This is a genomic window from Agriterribacter sp., assembly GCF_035444585.1.
In the GTDB taxonomy this organism is placed as follows: Bacteria; Bacteroidota; Bacteroidia; order Chitinophagales; family Chitinophagaceae; genus Agriterribacter.
Window position 1 is genome coordinate 1 of the sequence record NZ_DAOMOZ010000015.1, and the last position, 20,463, is coordinate 20,463.

The following is a 20,463-nucleotide window of genomic DNA, read 5'->3' on the forward strand; positions in this document are numbered from 1 at the left end:
TTCATGATGAGAACAGCGTATCCATTTACCGGCAGCTTTTAAAAGATGACGGCTTGATGGCCATCTCTGTCCCCAACAAATGGTGGCTATTTGAAACACATGGTGCCAAACTACCCCTGTTGCCCTGGAACCGCGTTCCTTTTTTTTCGTGGCTGCCCCGTTTTTTACACGAGCGGTGGGCCAATGCCCGCATTTATACCCAAGGAAGGATCATACGCCTGCTTGAACGCAACGGGTTTGAAGTGCTGCACAGCAGCTATATCACTGCGCCCCTGGATGTTTTAAAAGAAGGGAAGCTGAAGCGCTTCCTGGTAAAAAATTTCTTCAGGGATGATACTACAAAAATCCCCTTTATGTCAACCTCCATTTTGGTGATTGCAGGGAAAAGAGGCCTCAAAAGGATATGATTCCTGTATATCCATCGAAAAAAATATTAGGGTTTAATTTTTAAAAGGGATAATGCTTACCTTAGGTGCTACGCCTCTTTATATTCTCTTACTATGTCTGTAAAAACACTTCAAAAACCCTGGATGTCATCAACACTTGCGGTTGTCAATATTCAAATATGTCCATATAGTATTTTTTTACTGGTGCTGTCTTTTTTAGCCACTGGCAATGTAAAGGGCCAGAGTAGTGTTTGGAACAAGCATTCTTTTAAATTTATTGTTGACACAACAGAGTTGGTTGTAATGAATGATGCGAAATCCATAAGCTTTGAAGGAAACGCCATCTATAGTTCAACATCCATACCGATTGACGGTTTCCGGTTTAGATTTGGACTCGAAAGTTTTGATAGCCTTTTTGTCTCGCCATATGGGTTTGTGAAACTAGGCTCTCCTATAGCGTCTAACAACCCCGTTGAGGAAACGAGGGTTCTGGTTCCCCTTTACAATGGCACCGTCTGGTCCTCTGCTACATATAAATCCATCGGAAATGCTCCCAATAAAAGGATGATTATTGAATTTAATGGCGCGTTTCAGCCAACAGGTGAGCCGATGAGATTTCAGGTTTGGCTGCATGAAAGAACTGGTCGGGTTCAATTTGTTTATCAGGGTCTTATCGGATTCACGGGATATGGCAGTACTTATCTTTATAAGATTTTTTGTAAAACCAACATTTTAAATAAGGATCAAATTCTTTCTGTCCTTTTACCAGGCGAACTCGATACTGTATATGCAAACTATGGTTCATTAGCAGGTAACAGCGCTACCATAGATGATAATGCCAGGTTTACATTTTTACCTGATACTGCTAAACCAGCAAAGCCAGGACCAATCACCTTCTCAGATATTAAGCCGGGGTGTTTGAATTTGAGTTTTACCGATCAGGCAACGAACGAAACTTTAATTTATTTGGAAAAAACGGATGATGGTATAAATTACACACTTGAGAAAGAAGAATACCCTGATGATCCAACAAATAAATCCGTTTATAATTATTTTTATTCAAAACTTCAACCTGCTCACAACTATAACTTTAGAGTATTTGCCACAAACGGGTTTATAAATTCCGATACTATTAACGGAGAGATTCAAACTCCGGCTCCGCTTATAAGCGGCATTATAAGAATTCCTGCAGACTATCCTTCTATCACGGCCTTAATAAAAGATGCGTCAGACTGTAATCATATTGGTGGAGAACTGATCATTGAATTACAGAAAAATTATTCGCCGGAATCTGAAACCTACCCTATTACTTTTAATAAGGAATTGCAGAATCCTTTTATCAAACAGATTACGATACGCCCGGCTATTGATGCCGATATTAGCTGGAAAATGGACACTTTAAGAGACATTTTTTGGGTTGACAGCGTAAAACACGTTGTTCTTGATGGTAGACCTGGGGGAATGGGAAGTTCCAGAAATATCACATTTTCGCACCCTGGTTCATCAAGATGGGGATTTATTTCATACGTAAATGGCGCGGACTCGGGTGGCATCCATTACTGCAATATCGTTATTAATAACTCCCTGGAACATTATGGTCCCTATAGCAATGGTATAGATATTGGATACTACACGTTTAAAAATGGGAAGCAAGCCAAGCCGGTAAATTATTTTTCGATATCGCATTGCACTTTTTCAGCGGAGGAAGTTAATGCAAAAACCAGACTGCTATATATCTATTCAAACGATGGTTCGGGAAGCAGGAACACCAGCATAACGAATAACGAGTTTAGCAGATTTTCCGGCCAGGCAATTTATATGGAAAATGGGGGAGCCAATACTTTAATTTCGGGTAACCGGTTTTACCAGCCTCAGACAATTGAATATTCCGATGGAGGAGGATGTATCAAACTGGTTAACATCGGATCCGTTGACATTACACAAAACTTATTCGGAGGCGCCGAATCAAAGTGGGGATCAGGTCAGTACATCGTTAACTCCACGGGAATGGATAATTACCATTTCATATATTATCAGAATATATCATTTACGGCAAAGGCGAATATCGCCAACAACCGGTTCAGCAATATCAGTATACCTTATCCCCGGGGAAGCGCGAAGTTGATTCATGCAGATGGGGGAGATGTGACTATTGACCATAATATTTTTGGCTCAGATGATCCCGGATTTTCACTAATGCTTAAAAATGGGTTTTCACTCCTTCATTTAAAGGGTGGCGTAAAACGCATAACCAATAATTACTTTTCGGGTATTTATTCCCCTCCTTCCAATAACGACGGGACTAACTCTTTTATAGCGGTGGGGGCTGATACGCTTTACGTGGAAAACAATGATTTTGGAGGCGATAACCATGTAAAAAGAAATTCATTCGGAAGCACGTTAGAATTGATATACACAAATTCCAGGACTTCCATAATAAAAAATAATACGTTCAGGGGTGTTTACAGCGGGGCGCAGATTCATTGTATTTTGACGGGTAATACGGAAAACTTAATTGTTAAAGGCAACAGCTTTCACCATATTGAAGCAAGTGAATCGGTCTTCGCGATCAACGCCAGCTTAACCTCACAAAAAATAAATAGTATTTCAAATAACAACATCTACGCCTTATATAGCAGGGGATTACAAAAAGCCCAACCAAGGCCATTCGGGCATATTTACGGCATAGTTGTGCATGATTACGGAACGGGTTATAACGACAGGGCGGCGACAACAGGTGAGGTACAGGTTTTCGGGAATAAAATCCACTCATTTTCACCGGTAAAGGTGGATTCTATGTCAGTTTATGAATTACATGGGATCATTGCATCTGCCGCTACAGTAAAAATATGGAACAATGCAATCCGGCTTGGTATTGACATGTATGGAAATAATGTTGATACAAACAGAACCAATATGATGGCAATTCAAGTTGGCCGCGCAGGCATAGGCAATCCACTTGCCTATGTAGAGCATAATTCAATTTATATCGGGGGGTATACCCTTTATGAGGCTGCAGGTATAGGAGTTGCTCCTTACGCTCAGGGAGAGAATAAAATATATGTAACCAATAATATTATTCAAATAGACAGGGAAATAATGCCAAACGTGGTTTCCAAACATATATATATGTATACTGATAACTTTACAACAATAAGTGCAAAGAATATATGGTACTCAGCTACCGATAACACAGTGCCGTCTATGTTAAAAGCTTACCAACAGGAATGCAAATGCGATAATGGAAGCTTCGTTGGGGACCCCTCGTATATAAATCCGATAGGCGACAGCACAAGTTTTGATCTCCATCTGGCCAGTGGAAGTATTGCCAATAACGCCGGAATCACCTCTGCATTAAATATTCAAACCGACATTGATGGAAAAAAACGGAACGAATACTCTCCGGTTGATATTGGCAGCTACGCTGCCATCCCCTGCAGTAACGGGAACGAGATAATTCCATCGTTGTCCATTAATAACTTAATGGAAGATAGCTTATTTCTTTGCCCCGGCGAATCTGTTACACTTACAGCATCTGTTGCCGGCACTTTCCAGCAATTGCAGTGGCAAAAGGATTTGGCCAACATTGGGAACACCAATGATACAAGCCTCATAACAAACGGCACAGGAACCTACAGGCTTATCGGTAAAACAGCCTGTGGTGAATTTGCCAGCAAACCCATTGCCATCATAAACACCAATGCTATTCAACATGCTGCAGTAAGCCTGTCAGCAAACGACACCGATATTTGCAAAGGAGAAGAAGTTATATTTACAGCTCATGCTGTTAATGGAGGGGACACCCCATCGTATCAATGGCAGGTAAACGGTAAAAATGTGGGAGTCAACAGCAATGAATTTAAATCTGCTCAACTTACAAACGGAGATGAAGTTAGTGTAATCTTAACAAGCAGCTCAGATTGTGTTACGGAATCAACTGCTGTAAGCAATCCAATAATACTATTAGTAAAGGAAACTCCCTCTCCATCTGTGAAGTTAATATCACCCTATGGAAATAATTTAGCCTGTTCGGCATCTACTATTCAATTCAATGCATTAACAAACAACCTGGGGTCTTCTCCCAAATATACATGGCTGCTTAATGGAATAGAGGCAGGAGATAACTCGGATATATACATTAATAGTACGCTTAAAACAAACGATCAGCTATTCGTACAAGTTACAAGTATTAACTTGTGTAACAACCCATTTACTGTAACAAGCGACACAATAACCTTTGATGTTAAACCTACACAATATGCGAGGGCTACCATTTCAGGAGAAACCACCATTGCCGAAGGACAGAGTGCACTACTTTCGGTATCCTACTCGCCTGTTGGAGCAAGCGTCACCTACCAATGGATTGAAATAAAGCCACAGAATAATTATAATTTAATACCTGGAGCAACCAGCTCTACTTTAGAATACAAACCTGATAGTTCCGGCGTAAAAATAGCTTGTATTGTTGCAAATACAGCGCTTTGCGTAATTCCAATGATCATTTTAAGCGATACTGCTACTCTGATAGTCAATCCATCTGCCCCTGATCTTTCGGGCCGGTCCGCCTATATATTTCCCAATCCTGTGATGAATGAATTCGTTCTTGACTCTTTAGATCCATCAATGCAATGGGAAACCCTTGAAATATTCAGCTCAAAAGGCGAGCAACGATTAGCAATAAAGAAAATTGCTAACTTAACCTCTTTAGTTATACCAGTATTTAACCTTAACAGAGGACTCTATTTTGCAATATTGAGAAACCGAAGCGGAGAAACGCATACTATTAAATTTATCAAACTATAGGAGGTTTCACACTATTTTACAGCAGTAGTGAACAATTCCAGGTTGCCTAAATTGCAAAGAGGGTATCTTCTTCCATTAAAAGTTATAACTTCCGTTCAAAAAGACACAAACCGGCGGTAATAATATAAATCCTTTAGTTTTGTGTAATCTTATATGTATATGAAAGTTGTAATATTTGCAGGCGGACTGGGCACCCGCATAGCTGAAGAAACGGATACACGTCCAAAGCCAATGGTTGAAATAGGTGGCAAGCCGATTTTGTGGCATATCATGAAAATATACAGCCATTATGGGTTCGATGATTTTATTGTTTGTCTTGGTTATAAGGGATATGTGATTAAAGAATATTTCATGAATTATTTTCTTCATAATTCTGATATAACTATTGATATAGCAAATAATAAAATGCAGGTGCTTGGCACTCACTCAGAAGCATTTAAGGTTACACTGATAGAAACCGGCAGCACTACCAAAACTGCAGGACGTTTAAAACAGGTACAGCAGTATATAGGTAATGAAGATTTTATGCTGACCTATGGCGATGGAGTAGCCGATATAAATATTGATGATCTTGTGGCATTTCATAAATCCCATGCTAAAATAGCTACTGTTACTGCAGTTCAGCTTGAGGCCCGTTTTGGCGGCATGGATATTGGTAAGAACAACGAGGTAGCGTCTTTTAAAGAAAAAGCAAAAGATGAAAGCAAATGGATCAATGCAGGCTTTTTTGTACTGAAGCCCGAAGTATTCGAATATTTGGCAGACGATATGAATGAAATGATGTGGGAAGATGAGCCTCTGGAAAACCTCACCAATAATAATGAATTGGTGGCTTTTAAGCACACGGGGTTCTGGAAATGCATGGATGCTATGCGTGATAAAATTGAATTAGAAGCCATGTGGAAAAACAAAGCGGCAAAATGGAAAATATGGTAAGTAAAGCTTCGCTTACGGATTTCTATAAACACAAAAAAATTTTTGTAACGGGGCATACCGGATTCAAAGGCACCTGGTTGTTGTTGCTGTTGCATGAATTGGGTGCAAAGGTTAAGGGTTATGCATTGGCACCTGAATTTGAATATTCATTATTTAATATTACTGAGGCAAAAAATCTTTCTGAAAGCATTATAGCCGATATAAAGGATAAAGAAAGATTACAGGCAGAGATAGAAGCGTATCAGCCTGATTATATCTTTCACCTGGCTGCCCAGTCCCTCGTTCGTCGATCCTATAAAATCCCGGCCGAAACTTTTGAAGTAAATGTCACCGGTACTGCCAATCTGCTTGAATGCATTTCTTTATTACGGAAAAAATGTACTACTGTTGTTATCACTACTGATAAAGTATACGAAAATAAAGAACAACATATTCTCTATAAAGAAGAGGACATACTGGGTGGCTACGACCCTTACAGTGCCAGTAAAGCATGCACCGAACTGGTAGTAAGCTCTTTCAGAAAGAGCTTCTTCAATGTCGGCAAGTTTAATGAACATCAAAAATCGTTAGCGAGCGCAAGAGCAGGCAATGTGATTGGTGGCGGAGACTGGAGTACAGACAGGATCATACCGGATATCATCCGCTCATTGCAATCCCGTCAAAATATCATTGTGCGCAATCCTACATCCGTACGTCCGTGGCAGCATGTGTTAGAACCCTTAACCGGTTACTTGCTGTTAGGGGGGTTAGTGAACGAAGATGCCGGGAAATATTCCACAGCTTTTAATTTCGGGCCTTTGCCCGGAGACCACTTAACCGTTAAGGCGCTTGTTGAAAAAGCAATTGACAAATGGGGCAGCGGTAGCTGGACGGATGCATCCGGCTCATATCAGCCACATGAAGCCAGTCTATTACAGCTTGATATAACCAAAGCCCAAACTGAATTGGGGTGGAGGCCAAAGTTGGATGCTGCATCCTCGATTGACTGGACAATAAACTGGTACAAGCAACCGGATAGTAAAAAAAAGGATTGTACACTACGGCAAATCAATACGTATCTTGCTTTATGATCTTCTCTTCCACTCCATTAAAAGGTAGCTATATTATAGAACCGGAGCGATTCATCGATAACCGGGGCTGGCTTGCACGGTATTTTTGTAAAAAAGAATTTGAAAAAATTAATCATAACAAAGAATGGGTGCAGATGAATCATTCATTTACAACAAAAAAAGGAACCATCCGCGGAATGCATTACCAGGTCGCGCCGTACAGGGAAATCAAAATGATCAGGTGCATTGCCGGAGTAGTGTTTGATGTGATTGTAGATTTAAGAAAAGATTCTCCCACATTTTTGAAATGGTTTGCCATTGAGCTATCAGCACAAAATAAAAAGATGATATACATACCAGAAGGTTTTGCTCATGGCTTTCAATCTCTGTCTGACGATGCAGAATTGTTGTATCATCATTCTGAATACTATACTCCCGGCGCTGAAGGCGGTATAAAATATGATGATCTGCTGATTAAAATTGAGTGGCCGTTACCCGTTAGCGTCATCTCGGTGAAAGACTCCGCTCATCCATATCTTAATAACAATTTTAAAGGGATCTAAGTTATGCAATGCAGGTTTTGTAAAACAGAGCTTAACCATATTTTTATTGACCTTATTAACTCGCCTGCTTCCAACTCTTTTTTAACCAAAGAGCAGTTAAACGAACCTGAAACATTTTACCCGCTCAAAATATACACCTGTCACAAATGTTTTTTGGTACAGGTTAATGAATACAAAAAATCTGATGCAATTTTTAATAGTGATTATGTATATTTTTCATCTTATTCAACCAGTTGGCTAACGCATGCCAGAGCGTATACAGATAAAATGATCAAAAATTTCGGTTTAAATGACGCTTCAAAGGTTATAGAGTTAGCATCGAACGATGGTTATCTTTTACAATACTTTCGTGAGAAAAATGTGCCGGTCCTGGGCATCGAACCTACAGCAAATACAGCAGAAGTAGCCGTTAAAAAAGGAATAGAAACCATTGTGGATTTTTTTGGTATAAGATTAGCAAAGGAGCTCGCTTCAAAAAATATATCTGCAGATCTTTTATTAGGCAATAACGTATTGGCACATGTTCCCGATATACTTGATTTTGTTGGAGGGATGAAAATAATACTGGCTCCGGCAGGGGTTATTACCATGGAGTTTCCCCACCTGATGCAACTGGTAGATAATAACCAGTTTGACACCATTTATCACGAGCATTTTTCTTATCTCTCTTTTGGCACAGTGCAAAAAATATTTTCTTCGCAGGGATTAGAATTATTTGACGTGGAAGAGATCCCAACACATGGCGGGTCCTTAAGGATTTATGCCAAACACGTTGAAGATGCCGGTAAACAAGTTACGGCAAATGTCACTGCGCTTTTGGAAAAAGAAGCAGAAAAGGGATTGAATAGCCCCGACTATTATAACGGGTTCCAGGCGAAAGCGCTGAAAGTAAAGCTCGATCTCACTGATTTTTTAATAACTTGTAAGCGTAATAATAAAAAAGTAGCTGCTTATGGTGCTGCAGCAAAAGGCAATACCTTACTCAACTATTGTGGTATTAAAAACGATCTTATTGACTATGTTGCAGATGCAAACCCACACAAGCAAAACAAATGGTTGCCTGCAAGTCATATACCGGTAATGAACGAAGAATATTTAAAGAACCACAAGCCAGACTATGTTATCATACTTCCCTGGAATCTAAAAGATGAAATAACAACACAGCTTTCCTATATAAAGAAATGGAATGGAGCATTTGTAATACCAGTACCGTCTTTACAAATAATTAACTAGTGTATGCAAAAAGTATTGGTAACCGGGGCAACAGGGTTTATAGGAAATTACGTAGTAGAAGCATTATTGAAAAGGAATTACCATGTTATTGCCAGTTCAGGTAATGAGGCTACCGCCAAACAAAAAAACTGGTTTACTAAAGCAGAATATCTTCCGCTTGATCTGAAATCCTTAAAAGAAAGCAAAAACTATTTTGAGTTCTTTGGCAAGCCGGATATTATGATTCATCTGAGCTGGGAAGGACTTCCAAATTATAAGGATGATTTCCATCTCAAACAAAACCTGCCGAGGCATAAAACGTTCCTTGAAAATATAATCAGAAACGGTTTAAAAAACATCAATATAACCGGCACCTGTTTGGAATATGGAATGCGAGAGGGGAAATTATCAGAAGCTATGCAACCCTTACCGCGGAATGCATATGCACAGGCAAAAAATGAGCTCAGAATGTTTATTGAAGATTTAAAAGAAAGCTATTCTTTTGGATACAAGTGGATCAGGCTGTTTTACATGTTTGGGAAAGGGCAAAATGCAAAATCCTTACTTTCGCAACTTCAGCAGGCGCTTGACAGAGGCGACGAAATATTCAATATGAGCGGAGGCGAACAAACCAGGGATTTTTTACATGTTGAGAAAGTAGCGGAGTACATTGTTGATATTGCTTTACAAACAAAGGTTTCCGGCATCATTAATTGTTGCAGCGGTATACCTGTTACGGTAAAGCAAGTGGTGCAGCAATACCTGCAATCCAGAAATGCAATTATAAAATTAAATTTGGGCTATTATCCTTATCCCGATTATGAGCCAATGCATTTTTGGGGGGATAACAGTCTATTAAAGCAAATCATAAATAAAATGAATTAATATATGCATATTCGCAAGAGAACCACCTGTAGGGTTTGTGGCTCAGCATCATTAACATCTGTTATAAACCTAGGTCCTCAATATTTACAGGGGTCCTTTGTAAAGCCGGGAAAAGAAATGCCTTCTCAGCGTAAGATCAATTGCTCTTTAGTAAGATGCAATCCTCAAATAGATGAGAATGCATGCGGGTTATTACAAATGGAGCATAGTGTTCCTTCTGATATTTTATATGCAGCATATTGGTACAGAAGCGGTACCAATCAAACAATGCGCACCCATTTAAAAGGGATTGCAGATAGTGCTATGACACTCATCAAAAAAAACGATGCAACTGTGCTGGATATAGGTTGTAATGACGGCACTTTATTTGGTTACTATCCTGAGGGCTTTACGAAGTTCGGGTGCGATCCAAGCGATGTTGCCCGGGAGGTAAAAGGAGCGGCAGTAGTACAGGACATTTTTCCGTCAGCCGAACTCAGCAAATTAATAGGCGACACAAAAATTGATATTGTAACCTCAATTGCTATGTTTTATGATTTAGAAAGCCCGGTGGACTTTGTGAAGAATATAAAACGCATTTTAGCACCGGAAGGTATTTGGATTTTTGAAATGAGCTATATGCCCCACATGCTTGAGATGGATAGTTATGATACCATTTGTCATGAACATTTGGAATATTACAGTTTAGCAGTACTGGAAAAAATAGCAGCGATGTCCGGGATGAAAATTTTCAAAATATCATTCAATGACATTAATGGCGGTAGCATTCGCTGCTATGCTACCCATATTGAAAGTGGCTTATATTATCAACAGGAAAACCATAAGCTGATGAATGAAGTGCGGCAAAAAGAATTCGATCTGGAGTTAGATACCGATAAACCCTACGTAGCGTTTCAATTTAGAATTGAGAAAGTAAAGAATGAATTACACGACCTGCTTGTGCAACTAAAAAGAGAAGGGAAAAAAGTGCATATTTATGGTGCTTCAACCAAGGGAAATACTATTTTACAATGGTGCGATATCAATAATATGCTGGTAGATTATGCTGCGGAAAGAAATCCTGATAAATACGGAGCTTATACATTGGGAACAAATATCCCCATTATCAGTGAAGCTGAGAGCAGGGCAATGAACCCTGATTATTACCTGGTACTGCCCTGGCATTTCAAAAATGAATTTATAGAAAGAGAGCATGAAGCTTTATCAAAAGGCACAGGATTTATTTTTCCGATCCCTGCAATAGAAATATTTAAACGCTAAAGAGTAACATTTTACAACTCACAATGCAAATACTAAGATGAACTTGAAAAGGTTTTTAAGAAAATGCGGTAAGGGATTGGACGTAGTTTTCATGAAGGCAAAAGCATCTTATTCACAAACAGGAGAAGATTTAATAATTGAATATTTGTTTAGCAGTCTCAAAATATCCAACCCAACTTATCTTGAAATTGGCACCAATCAGCCCAAAATATGCAACAACACATATGGATTTTACAAAAAAGGCTGTAAGGGAGTTTGTATAGAGCCGGATATTGAAATGGTAAAAACAATTAAGAAGCAACGTCCCAAGGACACTATTCTTAATATAGGTATTGGCATTAATGACCAGGAAAATGCCAGCTTCTATTTATTTCCGGGTTTGATGAATGGCTGGAGCACATTTTCTAAAAAAGAAGCTGACATTAGAAAAAAAGATTCAGGATTGGATTATCGCACATTGTCCGTTCCCCTTACAAACATCAACACAATAATGAAAGATCATTTTAAACCCTATCCTAACTTTATTTCACTTGATGTAGAAGGCTTGGATCTTGAGATATTACAATCTATTGACTTTGAAAGATTCAAACCCGAGGTGATTTGCGTGGAGACCATTACATTTGGGTACCTTGATAATACGGAAAAAAAAATAACTGAGATTAATGATTATATGCATAGTAAAGGATATTTTGCTTATGCAGATACACATATAAACACTATTTTTTGCCGTAGCGATTTGCTTAACTTCTGACATGAGTAAAATACAGCGGGCACTTATTTTTGGTTCAAATGGCCAGGACGGCTTTTACCTTAATCTATTGCTTAGCAATTTGGGCATTGAAGTAATCAATGTGTCCAGAACCAATGCGGCGATCTGCGGATCAGTAAGTGACTACCATTTTGTACAAAAGCTTATTAAGGAAAATATACCTGATTACATTTTTCACTTCGCAGCCCGGTCCAGCACAAAACATGAGTTTCTTTTTGAAAACCATGAAACAATTGCCACGGGCACCATCAATATTTTAGAAAGTATAAAATTATTTTCTCCGCTAACCCGTGTGTTTATTTCGGGAAGTGCGATGCAATTCAAAAATAAGAACCTTCCCATTGATGAAGCGACTGAATTCGAGGCCAGCAGCCCTTATTCCATAGCGCGCATCCATTCTGTTTATGCTGCCAGATACTATATCAAAGCTTTTAGATTAAAAGTATATGTGGGCTACTTTTTTAATCACGACAGCCCGTTAAGAACGGAACAACATGTTAATCAAAAAATAGTCCGTGCCGTTCAAAGAATAGCATCGGGTAGTACGGAAAAACTGATTTTGGGAGACATTGAAGTACAAAAAGAATTCAATTATGCAGGAGACGTGGTAGATGCTGTATGGGAATTGGTAAATCAGGATATGATATCAGAAGCAGTAATCGGCAGCGGAAAAGCTTATACAATAAAAGATTGGTTAGAGCTGTGCTTTTCCTTAAAGAAACTGCAATGGCAAAATTATGTAGTGCTTCAAAATCATTATATTCCTGAATACAGGATATTACTCAGCAACCCCGGAGTAATAAAAGGAATAGGCTGGGAGCCGAAAATCAATTTTTATCAATTGGCAAATATGATGATGAATGAGTAATGAAAGAAAAAAAATACTGATCTTATTTAATGGGGAACACATTGCCTATTCTCCAACTGTAATACAGTTATATGATGAGTTGCAAAAAAAATATGACGTAACAATTACAGCGGAGCGTCCCCATAGTTTCAATAATCAAAAATTAGAGAATCGAAATGTGCTGTATCATAAATTTTACCATGTAAAGGGACGATATTTTTATTGGATATTATTTCAACTTGCATCATTATTTAACAGAGAAGCAAGGCTTTTCAAAAAAAACAACCTAAACTACAAAGAATACTTTTTTAAATTTCTCTTTGTAAAAAAAACAATAAAGAAACACCAATATAAGGCTATTATTAGCGTAGATATTTTGAATGCTGTTTTTTGCTCCCTGTTAAAAGTAAAAACAGATTTTCTGTCACTTGAGTTAACAATAGATGAAAAACATTTGCCCTTAATAAACTTAAATTACATTAACTGCGTGTTAATACAGAGTATTGAACGTTACCGGTATTTATTTAAAGACAAACAGATAAAAACCTTTTTTGTTCAAAATGCCCCTATATATAAAGACGTTGTTAAAGAAGTGCGTAACGGGCTTATCTATGGAGGCTCTGCGTACGATGAGCTGGGCTTTTACCATTGCCTGGATTATATAAACACATATAATGATGAAAAGCTGACAGTACAAGGCGCTATCATGCCTAAAGATATTGACAGGGTGAATAATGACTACAAACACCTCCTGGATCAGAAGCGGTTGGTTCTAAAAAGAAAATATCTTGAAAATGATGAGGTGGTGGAATCTTTATCACATTTTGAAATAGGTTTCTGCTTTTATAATTTTAATGTGCCGGTAATTCGCGATAATTACTTTAATTACGCGTCCGCACCATCGGGAAAAATGTTTAAATATCTTGCTGCCGGAGTACCTGTTGTAGCCAGCAATATTATAGGTTTTAAGTTTGTAAATGAATTTCAATGTGGCATGTTGATAGATGATTTGAGCCCCGAAGAAATACACAAAGCGGTTTCCAAAATCAGAGAAAATTATAGATTTTATGTTGAAAATGGCATTAGGGCAGCCAAGTTTTACAGCTTTGATAAAGCCATTGAGCCTTATCTGAAATTTATAGCAGAAAGATGACTTCATGAAATTGCTTAAAGGAAGATGAACAAATTCAGTGTTATACTACCGGTTCATAATGGTGGCGAATACATTAAGGAATGTGTAGCAAGCGTGCTTTCTCAGACGCTACAAAATTTTGATTTATTAATACTCGACAATAAAAGTAGTGATGGAACAAGCGAATGGTTAGCATCACTAAAAGACACCCGGATAAAAATATTCCCTTCCGTAAAACCATTGACAATAGAAGATAACTGGAACAGGGCTTTGGATATCCCCAAAAATAAATTCATGACCTTGATCGGTCATGATGATGTATTGATGCCCCAATATCTTGAAGTAATGAATTTACTCATTGATGCGAATAAAGATGCAAGCCTTTACCAAACACATTTCATATTTATTGATGCAAAGGGAAATAAAATACGGGATTGCTTACGTATGAACTCAATTATGGAGAACAGTGAATTTATCGGAAAAGCTTTGCAAAGAACAATAGATATTAATGGCACAGGGTTTATGTTTCGTTCTGATTTATATAACACACTTAACGGGATCCCCTCTTTTCCCAAATTAATGTTTGCGGATTATGCATTATGGTTTTCTATAGCACAGAAAGGTAGCGTTGCAGTTGCTGAAACTCCCGCCTTCAAATACAGGCTGCACCAGAATACTTCTCAAATGGCTGATCCGGTAATTTATTATAAGGCTTTAAAAGAGTTTACCAGCTTTTTAAAGCAACTAATGAATGATCCGGATCTGCAAGTGGGCATCAAAGAAAATGCGCCGGCATTTATTGCCCATTTTTGTAAAAGCATTTGTCATAAAATGTTAAGATACCCCCTGCCGGAAAGAGATGGGATAACCGTATCTCAGACCGTAGCTGCTTTTGAAAAAGAATGCAAACAGATCTCCGGTAACCCATCCTATTCAATCACAAATAATGTGGAGATGAAAGCGGCATTACTGATCGACAGCAGCAAGCCGATGCGATATCTTTTTAGAAAATTCCGTCAGTTGTATAATAAGCCTTTTTTAAAATAGCAACTACTTTAAGACTTCTCTATATTGTTTACAAAATACAGTTCTGCTGAACTTTTCTATTGCGGCTTCCCGGCTTCTCTTTCCAAGTTCCATTTTAATATTGGGTTGCAGCAGTAAAAGTCTTAATAATTCTACACCCTTGTCTACTATTTTATCCTCTTCGGTCTCGTAAATCAGCAATCCGCTCTTCATGTGTTCGATATAATCTGGTATGCCGTTTACTGCAGTTGATAACACAACTTTGCCGTGGGCCATCATGGTCATGATCACTATCGGCAACCCTTCAAATGCAGAAGTAAGAATCAGCACATCAGATCGTCGGTATATTTTGTCCATCAGCAACTCATCATTTACATTTCCATAGAATTCAGAAAAAGGAAAATCTTCCGGGTTGATTATTTTTTCTACATCCCCCACAAAAGAGAAATGAACTTTATCGCCTGACCCATACATTCTCCCGGCAATTTCTGCAATCAAATGCACCCTTTTTTGTGGTGCACCTCTTCCTATAAAAACCACCTCAAGTGTATCATTTTCCGTAGTTGAAACCGAAGGAATATCTACCGCGTTGTCAATGAACAGTAATTTTTCATAAAAAACATCATCGAGCTTATTTTCGTCATATTGTTTTATTACCTGTTCTTTTAACTTAAGTGTACTGAATATCCTCTTATCAATCCGGTCAATAAATCCGATATTATAATTGAGCCAGGTTGGCAAATGGCTTAATTCAACACACTTAACCGTTTTTTTTACATGGGGAAGCATTTTATAAAAAAACATGCATTCACCACCAAATATTACCGACTGCGGGTTCCTGTGCACCCAGGTCGCAATTACGCCACGGAAAATAAAATTTAAAAAATGAAAAAATTTATTGTCAATATATGGCGCAAGATCAATTATTCTTACCCCAGTCTCTCTAAACTTTTTATAGAATTGATTATTCTTAGGTTTTTTAGAAAATATAATAAGAGGTTGCGTGTCTTTCACACATTCAGTAATATCAATATTAACTTTTGGTGATCCACCAATATCCCCGTTTGGGAAAAAAAGAAAAAGGTGATGACTGGTTTTTAGAGGAAACAGAAGCCCAAAAAATTTTCCCAGCATTACAAAAGGAAACATCAATGCATGTTCCGCAGCAAGTTTCAATTTTGCCTGTTTATATGTCATTAGCTGCGTAGTACTTATTTATGACCTTTTTTAAATAATCGTTGTCAAATTTAATATTAAGCATTGAAATTATACTTTGTATTGCAGAAACATCTATTTCGGGGTGACTGAAATTTTCAACAAATGTATAATTGCCTTTCTTCTGAAAAAAAAGCTCAATCTCCCTTACAATAACTTTTACATCATAATTAGCCGTATTGGCTATGTTAGTCACTCTTTTATATGAGTTGCTTTCCTGAAGAATATAATTGCAAATTAAAAAAGCATCATCTGCATCAATAATATTCCTTGAGGCATTGTTCCATAAAAAAAAAGGAGTGCCTGATAAAATATGCTGAACAAAAAAATTCAATACAGTGTGTGGATTAGGTGAACGACCTGCTAAATTTGAAACTCTGAAAATGTGGTAACGTTTGTGTAAAGCAGAAATCACTCTTTCCATTTCCAGCTTATGCAATACATAAGGTGTTTTACTCAAAACCGTGTCATAAATACTGCAAGTACTGAAATAAATAAATATTTTTTCTTCATGCTCTTTCATGCTTTTTATTAATAATCGCTTCTCTCTGTCAAATGCATTTTTATCTGTATTCGTTGAATCCGAAACACCGGAAGCAAAAATTAAGAAACGATTATCTGTTTTATAAGTTTCAAATACTTTCGCTACCAGTCCTTTACCAATTACCATTTGCTCTGTTTTAAAGATATGTATCCTTTTGAAATGCAAATATGAACAAAAAAAGACATCTTTTCAGATGTCCACATCGGTCATATTATCAAGAATAACGAGAAGACACACCCGGTCTAATCAAAATATTCATTTATAAAATGAATCAAACATACGTATAATGAGAAGGGTACCAAAAGGTATTTTTCCGAAAAACATTCCCCCTCAATCCCTCCTCGCTACCGAGCTGGCGCCGCTGCTTTTGATATTGCGGGTTATACCCTGCCCTTTATAATAGATGTCGCTGGCACCGCTGGCGCTGGCGGTAAGCTCTTTTTCTACAGTAATTTGTATATCGCTGGCGCCGCTGGCGCTGGCCTCACAATAGCCGGCAACCAGGTCGTATCCTTTTACATCACTGGCGCCACTTACCTCAATTTTTACATTCTGCGCCCGGCCACTGATCCGGGAATCGGAACTGCCACTTTGTTCAAGACTCAGATGATCAACATCCACGGCTCCTTTAAAATCGCTCGAACCCGAAATATCTATTTTTAACGCATCTGCTTTTATCACACCATTTGCATAAATATCGGAGGCGCCTGAGGCCGACAGCTTTTGGATCGTTTTAAAGGAAACATAGGCTTTTAAATTTTTACTGCCACCTGCCCATGACCATCCTTTATCGTTATAGTGTATTTTAAGTTCCCCGTTTACCACTTCGGTAACGATCCGGTCGCGGTATTTGGTTTCAGCCGCGCTAACTACCACTACTTCCTCATCGCTCTGCGATAAATACAAATCAATAGAGCCCGAAACAGAAATGGCAGAAAAGGGACCTTTTACATCCCTGGGCCGGGCATTTTTATCATTTACAAATACCTTGTCATCCTGGGCACCGGCTGCCAAAACGAAAACGGCGCATAATGCAAGCAATAATATTTTCTTCATTGCGAAGCTTTTTAAGTTTTTTGTCAACAGAAGCAAATAGTGCCTGATCTGTATTACCAACCATTGTTATACGATGGCAGGGAACAAAAGTTACACAATTTGGAAGATATTTTAAAACTCCCTTAACTTTGCACCACAAACAACCGTGGTTAAAGTTTGTTTAACCTCAGTGATTCCCGGGGTGTTTTGTTTCGCTTACAGCGGGGCAAGACTGAGATCAAACCCGTAGAACCTGATCAGGGTAATGCCTGCGCAGGGAAGGACGAGTCCTCACATCTCTCCTTTCCTGTTTTTGTAAACCCGGCCAACGACAGGTGAGTGCATTAAAAAAAGTATGCACGTCGGCAGCCGATAACAAAAACAGAAAATGAAAAAAGTATTTTCGCTATTGATGATGCTGGCAGTTGCTATTACAGCTTTTGCACAGCACCCGCTTCATGGAAAAATTGTAGAAAAAGACTCAGGGCAGCCTGTTGCCAACGCCAGCATTGGTTTGTCGGGAAACAGGAATGCGGTTTCAGACGAAAATGGTGACTTCTACTTTAATCACCTCAAAGAAGGTAGCTATACGATAACGGTAAGCTCTATTGGTTTTAAAGCGATCCGGGAAACCATACAGGTACCTTCACTCTCTCCAGCAAACATTGTATTGGAAAGGATCAATCTGATGCTGCAACCCATTGAAATAAAAGGAGTACGGGCAAGTGAAAGAGCGCCATTCACCAAAAGCAACCTGTCGAAAAAAGAGATAGAAAAAGCAAATACGGGTCAGGATCTTCCTTTTGTACTCAACCAGCTCCCCTCTGTTATTGTAAGCTCCGACGCGGGGAATGGGGTAGGATATACAGGCATACGGATAAGGGGTACGGATGCTACCCGGATCAATGTAACGCTCAATGGCATCCCCTATAATGACGCAGAATCGCAGGGGAGCTTTTTTGTAGACCTGCCCGACTTTGTTTCATCGGTGAACAGCATACAGGTACAACGCGGAGTTGGTACCAGCAGCAATGGCGCGGGTGCTTTTGGCGCCACCATTAATATGACCACCAATGAGTTCATTTAAACAGCTTATGCGGAAAGCAATAACAGCTACGGCTCTTTCAATACCTGGAAAAATACACTGAAAGCCGGTACAGGCCTGATAGATGATCATTTTACAGTGGATGCGAGACTTTCTTCACTGAAGAGCGATGGCTATATAGACCGGGCTGGCAGCGACCTGAAATCGTTCTATTTATCTACTGCTTATTTTTCCGGGAAAGCCTCGCTAAGGCTGAACGTTTTTTCCGGGAAAGAAAAAACCTATCAGGCCTGGAACGGCGTGCCGGAAAGCCTTTTAAAAATCAACCGTACTTACAATTCGGCAGGAACAGAAAAGCCGGGTGAACCCTACGAAAATGAGACCGATAATTACCAGCAGGATCATTACCAGTTGTTTTATAACCAGGGCATAAATGATCGCCTGAGCTTTAATGTAGCGGCATTCCTGAGCCGCGGCAAAGGATACTATGAGCAATATAAAGCTTCGCGGAAGTTTACCGATTTTGGATTACCGAACTTAACCATTGGTGATTCTATAATAACCCATACTGATGTTGTACGACAACTATGGCTCGATAATTATTATTACGGTGGAATTTTTTCGCTTCAGTATAAAAATAAGGGTACGCAATGGATAACCGGCGGCGGGTGGAACCGGTATGATGGAAATCATTATGGAAAAATCGCCTGGGCCGAGACGGGTATTCCCAGGGATTACCAATGGTATGACCTCGATGCCTTTAAAACAGATCTTAATATCTATACGAAGCTTCAGCAAAGATTAACGTCCAATCTTGAAGTATTCGGCGATATACAATACCGGAACGTAAGATACCAGTTGGATGGGTTCAGGGATAATCCCGCATTGTTTGTGAGCAATACGTATCATTTTATCAATCCCAAAGCGGGAATAAGCTATACCAGCCAAAGCTGGTCGGGCTATATTTCGTATGCCCTGGCCAATAAGGAACCCAACCGGGACGATTTTGAAGCAGGCGCCGAACAACAGCCCCGGCCCGAAACCCTGCATGATATTGAGCTGGGAGTTGAACAAAAAAACCACACATTCAACTGGGGTGCATCTTTTTATTATATGAAATATCATAACCAGTTGGTATTAACCGGCAAGATAAATGATGTGGGCGCATACGTTCGCACCAATATTCCCGACAGCTACCGCATGGGTATTGAACTGCAGGCCAAATGGGAACCTGTTCAATGGCTGAATGCCGCGGGCAATATTGCTTTCAGTCGCAACAAGGTAAAAAATTTTGTTGCGTGGTATGATGATTATGATAATGGCACTCAGAAATCTGAAACCTACAGCGAAAGCGATATCTCTTTTTCTCCTTCGGTTACCGGTAGCACTGCTATCAGCTTTATGCCATTGCAAAACTGGGAGATCAGCTTTTTAAGCAAATACGCCGGCAAGCAATACCTTGATAATACCGGCAATGAAGCAAGAAAACTGGATGCTTTTTATGTGCAGGATTTCAGGGCTATATATACGTTGAACAAATTGTTGTTCAGTGAAATTGACCTGGTATTGCAGGTGAACAATCTTTTCAATAAAAAATACGAGCCCAACGGTTATACGTACAGCTATATTTCCGGAGGAGCACTGGTAAATGAAAATTATTATTTCCCCATGGCGGGCAGGAATTTTCTGGTAGGGATAAATGTGAAACTGTAAGCAGCTGTGAGCTATGGGTAGTCGGCTGTCAGTCTATCAAAGA

Annotated in this window: 18 protein-coding genes and 1 riboswitch; of the genes, 15 read left to right on the top strand and 3 right to left on the bottom strand. The window is 39.0% G+C overall.

Going from position 1 to position 20,463, the window contains the following annotated elements; all coding sequences use genetic code 11:
* The 12 genes from PLH26_RS02855 to PLH26_RS02910 form a co-directional block, all read left to right on the top strand.
* The coding region (locus PLH26_RS02855) for a hypothetical protein (protein WP_324584472.1) at positions 1-407 on the top strand (407 nt) is incomplete at its 5' end.
* Between the two features lie 93 nt (positions 408-500).
* Positions 501-5,189, top strand: a complete 4,689-nt coding sequence (locus PLH26_RS02860) for an NIDO-like domain-containing protein (protein WP_324584473.1) — start codon at positions 501-503, stop codon at positions 5,187-5,189.
* 159 nt (positions 5,190-5,348) lie between these two features.
* Positions 5,349-6,125, top strand: a complete 777-nt coding sequence (rfbF, locus tag PLH26_RS02865; RefSeq protein ID WP_324584474.1) for a glucose-1-phosphate cytidylyltransferase — start codon at positions 5,349-5,351, stop codon at positions 6,123-6,125.
* On the top strand, positions 6,119-7,195 hold the full coding sequence (rfbG, locus tag PLH26_RS02870; RefSeq protein WP_324584475.1) for a CDP-glucose 4,6-dehydratase: 1,077 nt from the start codon (positions 6,119-6,121) through the stop codon (positions 7,193-7,195). The genes rfbF and rfbG overlap by 7 nt, the downstream gene beginning before the upstream one ends.
* Positions 7,192-7,737 (top strand): dTDP-4-dehydrorhamnose 3,5-epimerase, encoded by a 546-nt coding sequence (gene rfbC, locus PLH26_RS02875; RefSeq protein WP_324584476.1) that lies wholly within the window; start codon positions 7,192-7,194, stop codon positions 7,735-7,737. Before rfbG ends, rfbC begins: the two co-directional genes overlap by 4 nt.
* A gap of 3 nt (positions 7,738-7,740) precedes the next feature.
* Complete coding sequence (locus PLH26_RS02880; RefSeq protein WP_324584477.1) at positions 7,741-8,970, top strand: methyltransferase domain-containing protein; 1,230 nt, start codon at positions 7,741-7,743, stop codon at positions 8,968-8,970.
* A 3-nt stretch (positions 8,971-8,973) separates the two neighbouring features.
* Positions 8,974-9,834, top strand: coding sequence for an NAD-dependent epimerase/dehydratase family protein (locus tag PLH26_RS02885; RefSeq protein ID WP_324584478.1), 861 nt, complete (start codon positions 8,974-8,976; stop codon positions 9,832-9,834).
* Between the two features lie 3 nt (positions 9,835-9,837).
* Entirely contained in the window at positions 9,838-11,094 is a 1,257-nt protein-coding gene (locus PLH26_RS02890) for a class I SAM-dependent methyltransferase (protein WP_324584479.1), read from the top strand.
* Between the two features lie 37 nt (positions 11,095-11,131).
* Positions 11,132-11,845, top strand: a complete 714-nt coding sequence (locus PLH26_RS02895) for an FkbM family methyltransferase (protein WP_324584480.1) — start codon at positions 11,132-11,134, stop codon at positions 11,843-11,845.
* 1 nt (position 11,846) lies between these two features.
* Positions 11,847-12,731 carry a GDP-mannose 4,6-dehydratase gene (locus PLH26_RS02900; protein WP_324584481.1) on the top strand — a complete coding sequence of 295 codons (885 nt, stop codon included), beginning with the start codon at positions 11,847-11,849 and terminating at the stop codon, positions 12,729-12,731.
* Positions 12,724-13,863 (top strand): glycosyltransferase, encoded by a 1,140-nt coding sequence (locus tag PLH26_RS02905; RefSeq protein WP_324584482.1) that lies wholly within the window; start codon positions 12,724-12,726, stop codon positions 13,861-13,863. The genes PLH26_RS02900 and PLH26_RS02905 overlap by 8 nt, the downstream gene beginning before the upstream one ends.
* A gap of 24 nt (positions 13,864-13,887) precedes the next feature.
* On the top strand, positions 13,888-14,889 hold the full coding sequence (locus PLH26_RS02910) for a glycosyltransferase family 2 protein (protein ID WP_324584483.1): 1,002 nt from the start codon (positions 13,888-13,890) through the stop codon (positions 14,887-14,889).
* 3 nt (positions 14,890-14,892) lie between these two features.
* Here PLH26_RS02910 and PLH26_RS02915 read toward each other — a convergent pair whose 3' ends face one another.
* Positions 14,893-15,672: a glycosyltransferase family 4 protein gene (locus PLH26_RS02915; RefSeq protein WP_324584484.1), complete on the bottom strand. Its 780-nt coding sequence runs from the start codon at positions 15,670-15,672 to the stop codon at positions 14,893-14,895.
* Between the two features lie 260 nt (positions 15,673-15,932).
* Here PLH26_RS02915 and PLH26_RS02920 point away from each other — a divergent pair, with 260 nt between their 5' ends.
* On the top strand, positions 15,933-16,076 hold the full coding sequence (locus tag PLH26_RS02920; RefSeq protein WP_324584485.1) for a hypothetical protein: 144 nt from the start codon (positions 15,933-15,935) through the stop codon (positions 16,074-16,076).
* Here the strand turns inward: PLH26_RS02920 and PLH26_RS02925 are convergent.
* Together PLH26_RS02925 and PLH26_RS02930 are read right to left on the bottom strand one after the other, a co-directional pair.
* On the bottom strand, positions 16,055-16,753 hold the full coding sequence (locus tag PLH26_RS02925; RefSeq protein WP_324584486.1) for an NAD-dependent epimerase/dehydratase family protein: 699 nt from the start codon (positions 16,751-16,753) through the stop codon (positions 16,055-16,057). The genes PLH26_RS02920 and PLH26_RS02925 overlap by 22 nt on opposite strands.
* A 204-nt stretch (positions 16,754-16,957) precedes the next feature.
* Positions 16,958-17,683, bottom strand: coding sequence for a head GIN domain-containing protein (locus tag PLH26_RS02930; protein WP_324584487.1), 726 nt, complete (start codon positions 17,681-17,683; stop codon positions 16,958-16,960).
* Positions 17,684-17,850: 167 nt separating this feature from the next.
* A riboswitch (TPP riboswitch) is annotated at positions 17,851-17,959 on the top strand.
* A 91-nt stretch (positions 17,960-18,050) separates the two neighbouring features.
* Between PLH26_RS02930 and PLH26_RS02935 the strand changes: the two genes are divergently transcribed.
* The gene (locus PLH26_RS02935) at positions 18,051-18,749 is read left to right on the top strand and encodes a carboxypeptidase-like regulatory domain-containing protein (protein ID WP_324584488.1); all 699 of its coding nucleotides are present in this window, start codon (positions 18,051-18,053) and stop codon (positions 18,747-18,749) included.
* A 96-nt stretch (positions 18,750-18,845) separates the two neighbouring features.
* A complete protein-coding gene (locus PLH26_RS02940; RefSeq protein ID WP_324584489.1) occupies positions 18,846-20,420 on the top strand; it encodes a TonB-dependent receptor in 1,575 nt (524 codons plus the stop codon).
* Positions 20,421-20,463: the final 43 nt, after the last annotated feature.

Coding starts and splice junctions, on each gene's coding strand:
- PLH26_RS02860 (WP_324584473.1), top strand. CDS start 501: ATGTCTGTAAAAACACTTCAAAAACCCTGGATGTCATCAACACTTGCG.
- rfbF (WP_324584474.1), top strand. CDS start 5,349: ATGAAAGTTGTAATATTTGCAGGCGGACTGGGCACCCGCATAGCTGAA.
- rfbG (WP_324584475.1), top strand. CDS start 6,119: ATGGTAAGTAAAGCTTCGCTTACGGATTTCTATAAACACAAAAAAATT.
- rfbC (WP_324584476.1), top strand. CDS start 7,192: ATGATCTTCTCTTCCACTCCATTAAAAGGTAGCTATATTATAGAACCG.
- PLH26_RS02880 (WP_324584477.1), top strand. CDS start 7,741: ATGCAATGCAGGTTTTGTAAAACAGAGCTTAACCATATTTTTATTGAC.
- PLH26_RS02885 (WP_324584478.1), top strand. CDS start 8,974: ATGCAAAAAGTATTGGTAACCGGGGCAACAGGGTTTATAGGAAATTAC.
- PLH26_RS02890 (WP_324584479.1), top strand. CDS start 9,838: ATGCATATTCGCAAGAGAACCACCTGTAGGGTTTGTGGCTCAGCATCA.
- PLH26_RS02895 (WP_324584480.1), top strand. CDS start 11,132: ATGAACTTGAAAAGGTTTTTAAGAAAATGCGGTAAGGGATTGGACGTA.
- PLH26_RS02900 (WP_324584481.1), top strand. CDS start 11,847: ATGAGTAAAATACAGCGGGCACTTATTTTTGGTTCAAATGGCCAGGAC.
- PLH26_RS02905 (WP_324584482.1), top strand. CDS start 12,724: ATGAGTAATGAAAGAAAAAAAATACTGATCTTATTTAATGGGGAACAC.
- PLH26_RS02910 (WP_324584483.1), top strand. CDS start 13,888: ATGAACAAATTCAGTGTTATACTACCGGTTCATAATGGTGGCGAATAC.
- PLH26_RS02915 (WP_324584484.1), bottom strand. CDS start 15,672: ATGTTTTTTTATAAAATGCTTCCCCATGTAAAAAAAACGGTTAAGTGT.
- PLH26_RS02925 (WP_324584486.1), bottom strand. CDS start 16,753: ATGGTAATTGGTAAAGGACTGGTAGCGAAAGTATTTGAAACTTATAAA.
- PLH26_RS02930 (WP_324584487.1), bottom strand. CDS start 17,683: ATGAAGAAAATATTATTGCTTGCATTATGCGCCGTTTTCGTTTTGGCA.
- PLH26_RS02935 (WP_324584488.1), top strand. CDS start 18,051: ATGAAAAAAGTATTTTCGCTATTGATGATGCTGGCAGTTGCTATTACA.